Origin of the sequence: Salinisphaera sp. SWV1, assembly GCF_052044155.1 — a bacterium.
Classification (GTDB): domain Bacteria; phylum Pseudomonadota; class Gammaproteobacteria; order Nevskiales; family Salinisphaeraceae; genus Salinisphaera.
Genome location: NZ_JBQDYE010000001.1, coordinates 194,491 through 208,921 on the forward strand (window position 1 = coordinate 194,491; position 14,431 = coordinate 208,921).

Annotated in this window: 12 protein-coding genes; all 12 read left to right on the top strand. The window is 66.2% G+C overall.

What is annotated here, in order from left to right:
• The first annotated feature begins 7 nt into the window (after positions 1 to 7).
• The 12 genes from lpxD to ACS8YF_RS00975 all read left to right on the top strand — a co-directional run bounded on the left by lpxD (position 8) and on the right by ACS8YF_RS00975 (position 14,430).
• Positions 8 to 1,054: a UDP-3-O-(3-hydroxymyristoyl)glucosamine N-acyltransferase gene (lpxD, locus tag ACS8YF_RS00920; RefSeq protein ID WP_440848333.1), complete on the top strand. Its 1,047-nt coding sequence runs from the start codon at positions 8 to 10 to the stop codon at positions 1,052 to 1,054.
• Entirely contained in the window at positions 1,054 to 1,512 is a 459-nt protein-coding gene (gene fabZ, locus ACS8YF_RS00925) for a 3-hydroxyacyl-ACP dehydratase FabZ (protein ID WP_440848334.1), read from the top strand. The genes lpxD and fabZ overlap by 1 nt, the downstream gene beginning before the upstream one ends.
• Positions 1,512 to 2,285: an acyl-ACP--UDP-N-acetylglucosamine O-acyltransferase gene (gene lpxA / locus ACS8YF_RS00930; protein WP_440848335.1), complete on the top strand. Its 774-nt coding sequence runs from the start codon at positions 1,512 to 1,514 to the stop codon at positions 2,283 to 2,285. Before fabZ ends, lpxA begins: the two co-directional genes overlap by 1 nt.
• Positions 2,286 to 2,311: 26 nt before the next feature.
• A complete protein-coding gene (lpxB, locus tag ACS8YF_RS00935) occupies positions 2,312 to 3,469 on the top strand; it encodes a lipid-A-disaccharide synthase (RefSeq protein WP_440848336.1) in 1,158 nt (385 codons plus the stop codon).
• Entirely contained in the window at positions 3,466 to 4,092 is a 627-nt protein-coding gene (gene rnhB / locus ACS8YF_RS00940) for a ribonuclease HII (RefSeq protein ID WP_440848337.1), read from the top strand. Before lpxB ends, rnhB begins: the two co-directional genes overlap by 4 nt.
• A gap of 33 nt (positions 4,093 to 4,125) precedes the next feature.
• Positions 4,126 to 7,620 (top strand): DNA polymerase III subunit alpha, encoded by a 3,495-nt coding sequence (gene dnaE, locus ACS8YF_RS00945; RefSeq protein ID WP_440848338.1) that lies wholly within the window; start codon positions 4,126 to 4,128, stop codon positions 7,618 to 7,620.
• Between the two features lie 25 nt (positions 7,621 to 7,645).
• Positions 7,646 to 8,617, top strand: coding sequence for an acetyl-CoA carboxylase carboxyltransferase subunit alpha (locus tag ACS8YF_RS00950; RefSeq protein ID WP_440848339.1), 972 nt, complete (start codon positions 7,646 to 7,648; stop codon positions 8,615 to 8,617).
• Between the two features lie 49 nt (positions 8,618 to 8,666).
• Positions 8,667 to 9,986 (top strand): tRNA lysidine(34) synthetase TilS, encoded by a 1,320-nt coding sequence (gene tilS, locus ACS8YF_RS00955; RefSeq protein ID WP_440848340.1) that lies wholly within the window; start codon positions 8,667 to 8,669, stop codon positions 9,984 to 9,986.
• 203 nt (positions 9,987 to 10,189) lie between these two features.
• Positions 10,190 to 11,833: a CTP synthase gene (locus ACS8YF_RS00960; RefSeq protein ID WP_440848341.1), complete on the top strand. Its 1,644-nt coding sequence runs from the start codon at positions 10,190 to 10,192 to the stop codon at positions 11,831 to 11,833.
• Entirely contained in the window at positions 11,830 to 12,672 is an 843-nt protein-coding gene (gene kdsA, locus ACS8YF_RS00965) for a 3-deoxy-8-phosphooctulonate synthase (protein WP_440848390.1), read from the top strand. The genes ACS8YF_RS00960 and kdsA overlap by 4 nt, the downstream gene beginning before the upstream one ends.
• Before the next feature lie 67 nt (positions 12,673 to 12,739).
• The gene (gene eno, locus ACS8YF_RS00970; RefSeq protein ID WP_440848342.1) at positions 12,740 to 14,023 is read left to right on the top strand and encodes a phosphopyruvate hydratase; all 1,284 of its coding nucleotides are present in this window, start codon (positions 12,740 to 12,742) and stop codon (positions 14,021 to 14,023) included.
• A gap of 74 nt (positions 14,024 to 14,097) precedes the next feature.
• On the top strand, positions 14,098 to 14,430 hold the full coding sequence (locus ACS8YF_RS00975) for a septum formation initiator family protein (protein ID WP_440848343.1): 333 nt from the start codon (positions 14,098 to 14,100) through the stop codon (positions 14,428 to 14,430).
• Position 14,431 lies beyond the last annotated feature (1 nt).

The following is a 14,431-nucleotide window of genomic DNA, read 5'->3' on the forward strand; positions in this document are numbered from 1 at the left end:
AAAAGCCGTGGCCGACTCGACCGCGTCGACGCGATTCCGTGCCGCAGATCTGGCGCGTCGGTTCGGGCTGGAGATGGTCGGCGATGGCGATGTCATGGTCGCGGGCGTCTGTAGTCTCGACCCCGGCCATGAACACGGTCTCGGGTTCGCCGAGACGCCCCGACAGCGCCAACGGGTCGAGGCCAGCCGTGCCGCCCTCATTATCGTGCCGCGCGCGCTGGCCGACATCGACCGGCCGGCGCTGCTGATCAGCGATACCCCGCGTTTGAGCTACGCGCACGTGGCCACGGTATTCGACCGGCCGTCCCCGGCCCCGGGTACGGCCGCCAGCGCGGTCGTGGCGGCCAGCGCCCGGGTAGCGGCCTCCGCCAGCATCGGCGCCCATGTGGTGATCGGTGAACGCGCCGTGGTCGGCGCCGGGGTGGTGATCGGCGCGGGCAGTGTGATCGATGCGGACGTCAGCCTCGGCGCGGACGGCGTGATCGGCTCGCGGGTGACGATCTGTGCGAATACGCGCGTCGGTGCGCGCGTACGCATTGGCTCGGGAGCGGTGCTGGGCGAGCGTGGCTTCGGGCTGGTGCCCGGGCCCGCCGGGTTTGAGCCGGTTCCGCAGCTGGGCGGTGTGTGTATTGAAGACGACGTGGAGATCGGCGCCAACAGCACCATCGACCGCGGCGCGATCGAGGATACGATCGTGCGCACCGGGGCGAAGATCGACAACCAGGTCCATGTCGCACACAACTGCGTGATCGGCCAGCACACCGTGATTGCCGGCTGTACCGGAATTGCCGGTTCGACCACGATCGGCGCGCGCTGCATGATCGGCGGCGGCGTGGGCATCGGCGATCACGTCACCATTGCCGATGGCGTGATCATCACCGCGGCCAGTCAAGTGCCCAGGGATATTGCGGTCGAAGGAGTATACTCGTCGACCTTTCGTGCCATGCCGGCGCGAAGCTGGCGCAAACGGCTGGCGCTGTTCCGGGCGCTCGATCGAATCGAGGCCCGGCTCAAGCGTGTCGAGACGACAAACGGGATTGCTGGAGACCCTTGATGAACGAACAGGATGGAATCCGAGAAATCATGAAGCGGGTGCCGCACCGGTACCCGTTTCTTCTGGTCGATCGGGTACTCGAATGCGAGCCGGGCAAGTCGATTACGGCGTTGAAGAACGTGACGGTCAACGAGCCATTCTTCGGCGGGCATTTCCCGGGCCATCCGGTGATGCCCGGCGTGCTGATTCTCGAGGCGCTGGCCCAGGCCGGTCTGATTCTGGGCATGCGCACGGTCGATGCCGACGACGGAACCATCGTGTATTTCGCGGGTATCGACAAGGCACGCTTCAAGCGCCAGGTGGTGCCGGGCGATCAGTTGCTGCTCAAGCTTGAAATCGATTCCGCGAAGAAACGGCTATGGCGTTTCGACGCCGAAGCCTGGGTGGGCGACGAGCTGGCGTGTCGCGCGCAGGTCATGGCCATCCCGAGCAAGCCGGCGCCAGACGAGGTCGAATAATGCCGGTCGACGCCTCGGCTCAGGTTCACCCCGAAGCGCAGATCGATGACGACGTCCATATCGGGCCGTTCACGGTGGTCGGTCCGCATGTCAGGATCGGCGCGGGCTCGCGAATCGGGCCGCACGCGGTGATCGACGGGCATACGACGATCGGTCGCAACAACAAGGTGTCCCAGTTTGTCTCGCTTGGCGCCGAGCCGCAGCACCGCGGCTACAAGGGCGAGCCGACCGAGCTGGTGATCGGCGATGGCAACACGTTCCGCGAGTATTGCAGCGTGCATCGCGGCACGTTGTTCGACCAGGGCATGACTCGCATCGGCGACGACAATCTGCTCATGGCGTATACCCATGTGGCGCATGATTGCGTGCTCGGCAACGGTATCACCATGGCCAACGGCGCGAGTCTGGCCGGACATGTTCATATCGGCGACCACTGCATCCTGGCCGGGTTTGCACTCGTTTACCAGTTTCGTCATATCGGCACGCTGGCCTTCCTGGCTTATTGCAGCGGGGTGGTTCAGGACGTGCCGGCCTTCGTACGCTCGGCCGGTTCCCCGGCCGAGCCGCACGGCATCAATTCGATCGGCATGCGTCGTATGGGTTATTCCAACGACGAGATCGCGGCCGTGAAGAAGGCCTATCGCACCCTGTATCGGTCCAAGATGCGTCTGGCGGAGGCCAAGGAGGCGATTCGCGAATACGCCGAGACCAGCCCGGCCGTGGCCACGATGCTCGCGTCGCTGGATAATGCCCAGCGCGGCATCATCCGCTGACCGGCGGCGGGGGTTCGGTGGCGTCGATGGCACGTCGCGCTCCGGTTTTTTTCATCGTCGCCGGCGAGGTGTCGGGCGATGTGCTGGCTGCGGGGCTCATCCGCGAGTTGCGCAGGCGCTATCCGGAGGCACGGTTCGTCGGCGTGACCGGGCCGCGCATGGTCGCCGAAGGCTGCGAATCGCGGGCGGGCATCGACGCGCTGTCGTTGTTCGGTGTGAGCGAGGTGATCGGCCAGATCCCGCGCCTGCTGCGGCTTCGCCAGCGCCTGTATCGCGAAGTCACGCGCTGCCGGCCCGATGTCTTCATCGGCGTCGACGCGCCGGCCTTCAACACCCGGCTGGAACAACGCGTGCGGCGTGCTGGCATCGCCACCGTCCATTACGTCTGCCCGACCGCCTGGGCCTGGCGCGCCGGGCGCACACGCGGCATTCGCCGTGCCGTTGATCTGATGCTGGCGATCTTCCCGTTCGAACCGGCATTCTTCGCCGCGCACGATATTCCCGTCACCTTCGTCGGCCATCCATTGGCCGACGCGCTGCCGGCGCACCCGGACGCCGCGGCCGCGCGCCAGGCGTTGGACATGGATCGGGCCGCGCACTGGGTCGGCCTGCTGCCCGGCAGCAGGCGGGCCGAAGTCAGCCGGCTCGGGCCGCGCTTCCTGGCCGTTGCGCGCTGGCTGCGACGCCGCGATCCCGGCCTGCGCTTCATTGCGCCGATGGCCAATGCCCGCGTACGCCAGCGCTTCGAGGCCGATCTCGAGGATTTCCCCGATCTCGACGTGCGACTCGTCGACGGGCGTTCGCGCGAGGTCATGCGCGCCGCAGACGCGCTGTTGGTGGCCTCGGGCACGGCAACGCTGGAAGCGCTGCTGGCCAAGACACCGATGGTGGTGGCCTATGAGCTGTCGCCCGTCAATTACTGGATTGCACGTGGGCTCGATCTCATCAAGACTGAGTTCGTGAGCATGCCGAATCTCCTGGCCGGACGACGCCTCGTGCCCGAACTGCTGCAGACCGACGCGCAGGTGCCCATGCTCGGCGCCTGGCTGTATCGGCTCGTGCATTCGCCGGCCGCGCGCGCCGCCCAGATCGATGCCTTCGAGGCGATTCATGCGGGTCTGGCACGCGCTGCCGATACCCGCGCCGCCGAGGCGGTGGCGGGTCTGATCGAGGCGCGTTCATGAGGCCGCGCGCCGGGCGCAAGTTTGCCTGTCCGGTGGTGGCGGGAATCGACGAGGTGGGGCGCGGACCGCTCGCCGGCCCGGTGGTGGCAGCGGCGGTGATCATGCCGCCTCGACCGCTGCCGAAAGGGCTGACCGATTCCAAGGCGCTGACCGCCGAGGCGCGCGAAGCCCTCGATATCAAGATCCGCGAGCGCGCCATCGCCTGGGCCATCGCCGAGGCCTCGGTGGCCGAAATCGATCGTTACAATATTCTCGGCGCCACGCTACTGGCCATGCAGCGCGCGGTGGCCGCGCTGTCGGTTCAGCCGTTCGCCGCCTGGATCGACGGCAATCGCGCGCCGGCGCTGTCGCTGCCGATGCGCACGGTCGTTGGCGGCGACGGCAGCGTGCCCGCGATCAGCGCGGCGTCGGTGATCGCCAAGGTGGCGCGGGATCGTCAGATGGTCGAACTCGACGTGGCCTATCCGGGCTATGGCCTGGCTGCACACAAGGGCTATGGCACGCCCGCACACCGGGCCGCGCTCGCGGAACTGGGCCCGACGCCGATCCATCGACATAGTTTCGCGCCGGTCGCCCGCGCCGCGGCGGCCCGGCAGACCACGCTGAATTTCACGTTAGGATAGGCGGGCTCCGGCCCCCGAGTTCGAGGATTATCGATGACGACGCCCTTCGTCCATCTGCGCGTTCATACCGAGTATTCGCTGTCCGACGGCATCGTGCGCATCAAGCCGTTGATGAAGCAGGTGGCCGAGGCCGGCATGCCAGCGGTCGGCGTGACCGACAACGTCAACCTGTTCGGCATGGTGAAGTTCTACAAGGCCGCGCTCGGGGCCGGTATCAAGCCGATCGTGGGCGTGGATCTGCTGGTGGACGAAGGTGCGGCGCCGGCCTCCCGGCTGACCCTGATCGCGCAGCACCGCGAGGGCTATCGCAACCTCTGCGAAATCCTCACGCGGTCCTACCTGCATGGCCAGACCGGCGGCCAGGTACTCACCCGGCGCGAATGGATCGTGGAGAAGTCGGACGGGCTGATCGCGGTGTCCGGCGGCATGAGCGGCGATACCGGCCAGGCGCTGCTGGCCGGCAAGACCGAACTGGCCGAGCAGCACGCGCGCCACTGGCAATCGATTTTCGGCGATCGCTACTATCTGGAGGTCACGCGTTGCCAGCGCAGCGGCGAGGCCGCCTGGCTGGCGGAGACCGTCGGCCTGGCCCTGGCCACCGATATTCCGATCGTGGCCACCAACGACGTGCGCTTTCCCGGCGCCGACGATTTCGATGCGCACGAAGCGCGTGTGGCCATCCACGGCGGCTATACGCTGGCCGATCCGCGCCGGCCGCGCCACTACACCGCCGAACAGTATCTCAAGACGCCCGAGCAGATGGTCGAGCTGTTCGCCGACCTGCCCGAGGCGATCGAGAACTCGGTGGAGATCGCGCGCCGCTGCAATCTCCAGCTCACGCTCGGCGAGAACGTGCTGCCGGATTTCCCGGTGCCCGAAGGTCACGATACCGATTCGTTTCTCAAGGCCGAATCCCGGGCCGGACTCAATGAACGCCTCGAAGACCTGTATCCGGACGCGGACGTGCGCGAGACCAGGCGCGAGGAATACGAGAGCCGGCTGACCCACGAACTCGACGTCATCAAGACCATGGGTTTTCCCGGCTACTTCCTGATCGTGGCCGACTTCATTCGCTGGGCGCGCGAGAACGGCGTGCCGGTAGGTCCGGGCCGTGGTTCGGGCGCCGGTTCGCTGGTGGCCTATGCGCTCGGCATCACCGACCTGGACCCGCTGGCCTACGATCTGCTGTTCGAACGCTTCCTCAATCCCGAACGCGTGTCCATGCCCGACTTCGACGTCGACTTCTGCATGGACGGCCGCGACCGGGTGATCGAATACGTGGCCGATGCCTACGGCCACGAGAAGGTCAGCCAGATCATCACCTACGGCACGATGGCGGCCAAGGCCGTGGTGCGCGACGTCGGGCGCGTGCTCAATCACCCCTACGGCTTCGTTGACCGCATCGCCAAGCAGATCCCGTTCGCCCCGGACATGACGCTCACCCGGGCGCTCGAGGAATCCGAGGAACTGCGGACCTCGCGCGAAGACGAGGAGGTGGGTTACCTGCTCGATCTGGCGCTGTCGCTGGAAGGATTGTCCCGCAACGCCGGCAAGCACGCCGGCGGCGTGGTCATCGCGCCGTCCAACCTGATCGATTTCACGCCGCTGTACTGCGAGCCGGGCGGCACCAATCGCGTCACCCAGTTCGACAAGGACGATGTCGAGGCGGTCGGCCTGGTCAAGTTCGACTTTCTCGGCCTGCGCACGCTCACCATCATCGACAACGCGGTCCAGGTCGCCAACACCCGCCTGAAAAAAACCGGCAAGGGGCCGATCGACGTTCGCCAGATCCCGCTGGACGACAAGGCCTCGTTCGACCTGCTGCAGAAAGGCGACACCACGGCTGTGTTCCAGCTGGAATCGTCCGGCATGCGGCGCCTGATCAAGCGCCTGCAGCCGGCCGAGTTCGAGGACATCATCGCGCTGGTCGCACTCTATCGGCCCGGGCCGCTCGAATCCGGCATGGTCGAGGATTTCATCGACCGCAAGCACGGCCGGGCCAAGGTGGTGTATCCGCACAACAGCCTGGCGGAAGTGCTGGAACCGACCTACGGCGTCATCCTGTACCAGGAACAGGTGATGCAGATCGCCCAGGTGCTGGCGGGCTATAGCCTGGGCAACGCCGACCTGTTGCGTCGTGCCATGGGCAAGAAAAAGCCCGAGGAAATGGCCAAGCAGCGCGACGGTTTCGTCAAGGGCGCGGTCGCGAACAATATCGACGAGGATACCGCCGCCTATATCTTCGATCTGGTCGAGAAATTCGCCGGCTACGGTTTCAATAAATCGCACTCGGCGGCCTATGCCCTGGTGTCGTATCAGACCGCGTGGCTGAAGGCGCATTATCCGGCCGACTTCATGTCGGCGGTGTTGTCGGCGGATATGGATCACACCGACAAGGTCGTGATCATGATCGACGAGTGCCACCGGCTCGCCATCGAGGTGGCGCCGCCCAACGTCAACGCCTCCGAATACAACTTCTCGGTGGTCGACGATGCGACCATCCGCTATGGCCTGGGCGCGATCAAGGGGCTGGGCAAGGGCGCGATCGAAGCCGTGATCGCCGAGCGGCGCGAGGGCGGCACCTTCGTCAATCTGTATGACTTCTGTCGCCGGGTGGATACGTCGAAGATCAACCGGCGCGCGATCGAGGCCCTGATCAACGCCGGCGCGCTGGATGATCTCGGCCCGAACCGGGCCAGCCTCATGCACGGTGTAACCCGCGCGCTGGCGGCCGCGGAACAGGACCGCGCGGCCAGCCGCGTCGGCCAGAACGACATGTTCGGCCTGGCCGAAACACCGGACACCGCCGGGCCGCCGCTTGATCATCTCGACGAATGGCCGGAGGACGAGCGGCTCAAGGCCGAGCGCGACACGCTGGGTCTGTATCTGACCGGGCATCCGATCAAGGCCTGGGAGGCCGAGCTGGCGCGCATGACCGACGGCAAGATCGCCGATCAGGTCGCGGCCATGCCCCGGCCGGAAGAGGGCGGCGAGGGCCGCCGCAGTCCGCGCAAGGCCGCGGTGGTCGCCGGGCTTGTGGTCGAGGTCCGGCGCATGAAGAAGGGCAAGCGGATCATCGTCGTGCTGGACGACGGCTCCGGGCGCATCGAGTGCCCCCTGTTCGAGGACAAGGCCGCCGAGTTCGGCCATCTGCTGGTCTCGGACAAGCTCGTGATCGTCGACGGCAGCCTGCAGTACGACGACTTCTCCGACGGTTTCCGGCTCAACGCGAACACGGTCATGGACATCGAGACCGCGCGTGCGGCCTATGCCAGCCGTATCCTGCTGCAGTTGCAGTCCGAAGCCACGCTGGATGTCGGCGCACTCGCCGGCTGCGTGGATCGCTACAAGGCCGACGCCGGCTGCGATGTCGTGTTGCGTTACGCCAACGCACAGGCCCGCGCGGTGCTGACTTTGGGCGATACCCGGCTGCGCCTGTGCGAGGAGTTGCTGGCCGATCTGAAGAGCCTCGTGGGTGCGGATAAAGTGCAAGTACGTTATCGTCGCGCCCAGACGAGCGTAAGCTGATCCGACAACCGGCAACGACGAACCGATGGCGCAAAAAAACCTCGATTACCTGGACTTCGAACAACCGATCGCCGAACTGCAGCAGAAGATCGAGGAGTTGCGCTTTGTCGCGGACGGTAGCGAGGTCAATCTCTCGGAAGAAATCACGCGTCTGGAAGAAAAGCGCAAGCATTTGACCGAGCAGATCTTTTCCAAGCTATCGACGTGGCAGGTCGCGCAGATGGCGCGTCACCCGCTGCGCCCCTATACGCAGGATTACATCGACGGCATGTTCACCGACTTCGTCGAACTGCACGGCGATCGGGCCTATGGCGACGACCCGGCAATCATCGGCGGCACCGCGCGTCTGGGCGGTCAGTCGGTGATGGTGATCGGGCACCAGAAGGGCCGTGACACCAAGGAAAAGATTCATCGCAATTTCGGCATGCCGCGACCCGAGGGATATCGCAAGGCGTTGCGTCTGATGAAGACCGCCGAGCGCTTCAAACTGCCGGTGCTGACCTTCATCGACACCCCGGGTGCTTATCCGGGTATCGGCGCCGAAGAGCGCAACCAGTCCGAGGCGATTGCCCGCAATCTGTTCGAGATGGCCAAGCTGCGCGTGCCGGTAATCTGCACCGTGGTCGGCGAGGGCGGCTCCGGTGGGGCGCTGGCGATCGGCGTGGGCGACCAGCTGATGATGCTTCAGTACAGCATCTACTCCGTGATCTCGCCGGAAGGTTGTGCCTCGATTCTGTGGAAATCCGCGGCCAAGGCCGAGGACGCGGCCGAGGCGATGCGGGTGTCCTCGATCGATCTCAAACGCCTGGAATTGGTCGACGAAGTCGTGGATGAGCCGCTGGGCGGTGCGCATCGCGACCCGGCCCGCCTCATGGGGCATCTCAAGGATCGCCTGCTAGCCCACATGACCCGGCTTCAGCACCTGAGCATCGACGAGTTGCTGGACGCGCGCTACAAGCGCTGGATGGCCTTCGGCGATTACAAGTCGGCGGGGTGATGCCGCCGCGCCGCTCCGGACAGGGCGCGAGCGTGCCGCGCGCCGCGGTGTGACACACCAGCCCACGTTGACCGACCTGCTGCGCACGCCGCCGGAACACGCGGCCGGTCTGGTCGTCGCCTACAGCGGCGGGCGCGACTCCACGGCGCTGCTGCATGCGCTGGCCCATGCGGGCGGCGCGGCGGCTGTGCGCGCGGTACATGTGTGCCACCATATCGAGGCCGCGGCCGAAGACTGGGCCGCGCACTGCGCGCAGGAATGCGCGGATCTCGGCGTGGCCTATTCCCGGCTCGATGTCCACGTCGGTGCCGGGGGCGGCGGGCTCGAAGCCGCGGCTCGCCATGCGCGCTATGCCGCACTGGCCGACGATCTCGCCCCGGGCGAGGTGTTGCTCACGGCGCACCACGCCAACGACCAGGCCGAAACGTTTGTGCTGCAGGCACTGCGCGGCTCGGGCGTGGCCGGCCTGGCCGGCATGCCGGGCCTGACGTCGTTCGGCCCGGGGCGGCTCTGGCGGCCATGGATCGACCGGCCACGCGCCGAAATCACCGCCTATGCGAAAGCGCACGGCCTGGCCTGGGTGGAGGATCGGAGCAACCACAGCCGGCAGCGCGCACGCGGGCAACTGCGTACCCGCGTCTGGCCGGCGCTGGTCGAGCGCTGGCCGGCCGCGGCCGAAACCCTGGCACGCAGTGCGGCATGGGCGGCACAGGCGAACGACGCGGTCCGGGCGCTGGCCGCGCTGGATCTCGCGGCCGCGCGGACTGACAGGGATACGCTGTCCATCGACGCCCTTGCCACGCTGTCGCCGGCCCGGCGCGCCGAAGTCTTGCGCCGCTGGCTGCGTGAAGCCGGGCATGACCGGCCGAATCATCGTCATCTGGCCGAAATCGCACGCCTGCTCGGCGCCCGGGAACACGCCGGCCCCCGTGTTTCGTTCGCCGGGACCGAAGTCCGTCGTTTCGATGCGCGTCTTTTCGCCATGCCTCGGTTGCCGGCCGCGCCGCCCGCCGCGACCGTGCTCGCCTGGCATGCCGGCGACGCGATCACGCTGCCCCCGGGCTGTGGCGTATTGCGGGTTCACGGCGTGCCGGCCTGCGCATGGCCCGGCGGCCTCGTGCTGGCGTTCGGTGGTGCGGGCGCGCGTCTGAGCCGCGCCGATGGCGGGACGGAAGCCCTGTCGGAATATCTGCGGCGAACGCGGGTGCCGCCCTGGATCCGGGAACGGATGCCGCGGGTGTATGTCGATGATCGGCTCGTGGCACTGCCCGGCCGGTGGCAGCATCCCGCGATCGTGGATTGGTTCGGCGGATACGCGCCGACGTTCGTCTGGCGCCATGAGCTGGCCGGCGACCCCGTGCGCGACTGAGCGCCCGGAGCCAGCGAACGACACGACTCGCGCAACGACGGTCAGGTCGCGCGCGCCGGTGCGGATCAGCCGGCGCGGCATACCATGTCAGGCCGTGTGATGCCGCCGGTCGGGCGATGTCGCGACCGGGCGCGCGTTGTTCGCGCACCGGCTTTGGGCTAGCATGCGCGCCTGGCACCTCCCTCGACCCCACAAGAGCGCGCATGGCTGGGCACGCGACCGGTACTCGTTATCTTTTTGTCACCGGCGGGGTTGTCTCCTCGCTCGGCAAGGGCATCGCCGCCGCCTCGCTCGGCGCGCTGCTTGAAGCCCGTGGCCTGTCGGTCTCGGTGATCAAGCTCGACCCGTATCTGAATGTGGATGCGGGCACCATGAGCCCGTTCCAGCATGGCGAGGTGTACGTCACGCGCGACGGCGCCGAGACCGACCTGGATCTGGGTCATTACGAGCGGTTCCTCAAGACGCGGACCTCGCGCCTGTCGAACTTCACCACCGGCCAGATCTACAACAACGTCATCAACAAGGAACGGCGCGGCGATTATCTCGGCGGCACGGTGCAGGTGATTCCGCACATCACAGACGAGATCAAGCGCTGCATTCTGGAAGGCGGCGAGGGCGCGGACATCTGTCTGGTCGAGATCGGCGGCACCGTCGGCGACATCGAGTCGCTGCCGTTCCTGGAGGCGATCCGCCAGTTCGGAGTGGAGCTGGGTCGCGATCGCGTCATGTTCATGCATCTGACGCTCGTGCCCTTTATCCCGTCCTCCGGCGAGCTCAAGACCAAGCCGACGCAGCATTCGGTCAAGGAGTTGCGCTCGATCGGCATCCAGCCGGATATCCTGGTCTGCCGCACGGACCGGCCGCTACCCGAGAACGAGCGCCGCAAGATCGGCTTGTTCACCAATGTCTCCGATCGCGCGGTCATCGCCGCGGTCGACGTGGACGACATCTACAAGATGCCGAGTCTGCTGCAAAGCCAGCATCTCGACGATCTGGTCATCGATCATTTCTCGATGACCGCGCCCAAGGCGGACCTGTCGAACTGGGCCGCGCTGGTCGATGCGCGCACCACCCAGGATGTGTCGGTACGGGTGGCGATGGTCGGCAAGTACGTCGATCTGGCCGATGCCTACAAGTCGGTCAACGAAGCGCTGTCGCATGCGGGGCTGCATACGGCCACGCGTGTCGATATCCACTATGTCGATTCGGAAACGGTGGAGAAGGACCCGGCCGAGGCCCTGGCCGACTGCGACGCCATCCTGGTGCCCGGGGGCTTCGGCGAACGTGGCATCGAGGGCAAGATCGCGGCCGCGCGTTATGCGCGCCTGAACAAGGTGCCGTATCTCGGCATCTGTCTCGGCATGCAGGTTGCCTGTATCGAATTCGCGCGTGATGTGGCCGGGCTGGCCGGCGCGCACAGTACCGAGTTCGAGCCGCAGCCGGCGCATCCGGTGATCGCGCTGGTCACCGAATGGACCGACGCCGGCGGCGCCCGCCAGACCCGCGACGCCAATGTCGATCTCGGCGGCACCATGCGCCTGGGCGAACAGCGCTGCCGGCTGGTGCCCGGCACGCTGGCGCATCGCTGCTACGACGCCGACGAGATCTTCGAACGCCACCGCCATCGCTACGAATTCAACAACCGTTACCGTGAGACACTGTCGGCCAAGGGATTGGTGTTTTCCGGCTTCTCGGTGGAGGACGACTTGGTCGAAATCATCGAACTGCCCGATCATCCCTGGTTTCTGGGCTGCCAGTTTCATCCCGAGTTCACGTCGACGCCGCGGGCCGGCCATCCGTTGTTCATGGGCTTCATCTCGGCGGCGCGCGCGCGGTGTCTGAAATGAATCTGGCCGGTTTCGAAGTCGGCGGCGATGCGCCGCTGTTCCTGATCGCCGGGCCGGACAGCCTGGAATCGCAGCAGCTGTCGATCGATATCGCCGGCCATGTGGCCGAAATCTGTGCCGATCTCGGCATCGGCTATGTGTTCAAGGGCTCCTTCGACAAGGCCAATCGCAGTTCGCATGCCAGTTATCGTGGACCCGGTCTGGATCAGGGGCTGGAAACGCTGGCGGCGGTCAAGCGCGAGATCGGCGTGCCGGTGACCACCGATGTGCATGTCGAGGCCCAGGTGGAGCCGGTGTCGGTCGTGGTCGACATGTTGCAGACGCCCGCCTTCCTGTGTCGCCAGACCGATTTCATCCAGACCGTCGCCGCCTCCGGCAAGCCGGTGAACATCAAGAAGGGCCAGTTCCTGTCGCCGGCGGAGATGAACGGCGTGGTGGCCAAGGCCCGTGAAGCGGGCGGCCGGGCGCTCATGGTCTGCGAGCGCGGGTTCTCGTTCGGCTATAACAATCTCGTGGTCGATATGCGCGGCCTGGCGATGATGCGCGATACCGGCTGCCCGGTGGTGTTCGATGCGACGCACTCGGTGCAGTTGCCCGGCGGGCTCGGCCATGCCTCGGGCGGCGCGCGCGAACATATTCCGGTGCTGGCACGGGCCGCGGTCGGCGCGGGCGTGTCCGGGCTGTTCATGGAAACCCATCCCGACCCCGACAACGCCCTGTGCGATGGGCCGAATTCGTTGCCGCTGGCACAGATGCGCGAGCTTCTGGAAACGCTGGTCGAGCTCGATGGCGTGGCCAAGCGTCGCGGCGTCATGGCGCCGTCGCCGCACAGCGGGTAATCTTGGTCGACCGCAGTAGAACGCGGTGGCTCGGGCTCATTCCACACCAACGCGATATTCAAAGCTTATGTCGAAGATTTCCAATACGCGCGGCTATCAGGTTATCGACTCGCGCGGCAATCCCACGGTCGCGGTTCAAATCGAGTTGGAATCCGGGGTGACCGGTACGGCCATGGTGCCGTCGGGCGCTTCGACCGGCAGCCTCGAGGCCGTCGAGTTGCGCGATAACGACAAGAGTCGCTTCCTCGGCAAGGGCGTAACCCGCGCCGTGGCCAATGTCAACGGCGAGATCGCCAAGAAGATCAAGGGCTTCGACGTCAACGACCAGGCCGGTCTCGACAAGGTGCTGATCGAACTCGACGGCACCGACAACAAGGGCCGTCTGGGCGCGAACGCGCTGCTGGGCGTGTCCCTGGCCGCGGCCCACGCCGCCGCCAACAATGCCGGTCAGGGCCTGTATGCGTTTCTCGGTCACGATGAAGCGACGCATCTGCCGGTGCCGATGATGAACGTCATCAACGGCGGCGAGCATGCCTCGAACAATGTCGACATCCAGGAATTCATGATCGTGCCGGCCGGCTTTTCGAGTTTTTCGGATGCCTTGCGCTGTGGTGCGGAAATCTTCCAGAATCTGAAGAAACTGCTGGGCGAGCGCGGCATGTCGACGTCGGTCGGCGACGAGGGCGGCTTCGCGCCGGACCTGCCGTCCAATGAAGCCGCGCTGGAGACGCTGGTCGAGGCCATCGAGCGTGCGGGCTACAAGCCGGGCGAACAGGTCTACCTGGGCGTCGACGCCGCCAGCACCGAGTTCTACGAGGACGGCACCTACAAGCTCGCCGGCGAAGGCAAGGACTACGACGCCAAGGGGTTCGTCGACTACCTGGCCGGCCTGGTCGAACGCTATCCGATCATCACGATCGAGGACGGCATGGCCGAGGACGACTGGGACGGCTGGGCATTGCTCACCGAGCGTCTGGGCGACAGGATCCAGCTGGTCGGCGACGATCTGTTCGTGACCAATACGCGTATTCTGCAGCGGGGCATCGAGGAAGGCATTGCCAACTCGATTCTGATCAAGCCCAACCAGATCGGCACACTGACCGAGACCCTGCGCGCGATCGACGTGGCGACCCGCGCCGACTATACCGCCGTGGTGTCGCATCGTTCCGGTGAAACCGAGGATTCGACCATCGCCGATCTGGCCGTGGCGACCGCGGCCACGCAGATCAAGACCGGGTCGCTGTCGCGCTCGGACCGCATTGCCAAGTACAACCGTCTGCTGATGATCGAGGCCGAACTCGGCAGCCGAGCGGTGTATCCGGGCAAGAAAGCCTTCAACTGCGAAATCTGACGAGATTGCGCGACGGCGTTCCCGACTACGAAACCTACGCTGGACAGCCGGCGGCGACGCGCTACAATCGAGGCATGTATCGCGTCGCCGTCATTGCGCTGGTCGTGGTTTTCGCGGGTCTGCAATACCGGCTGTGGATCGGTGACGGCAGTCTGGCGCAGGTGCACCATCTGCAATCGATGCACCAGAAGATCGTCCGGGAGAACAAGCACGACCGCGCGCGCAACAATGCCATGCAGGCCCGGATCAATGACCTCAAGTCCGGCGTGGGCGCGACCGAGGGTCGGGCGCGGGTCGAAATGGGCATGGTCAAGCCGGGTGAGACGTTCTTTCTGACCGTGCCCGACGAATCCGCCCCGACGAAGGCGTCGCACGCCGCGTCCGGCAAGACCGCCAGCGCCGGCTGAT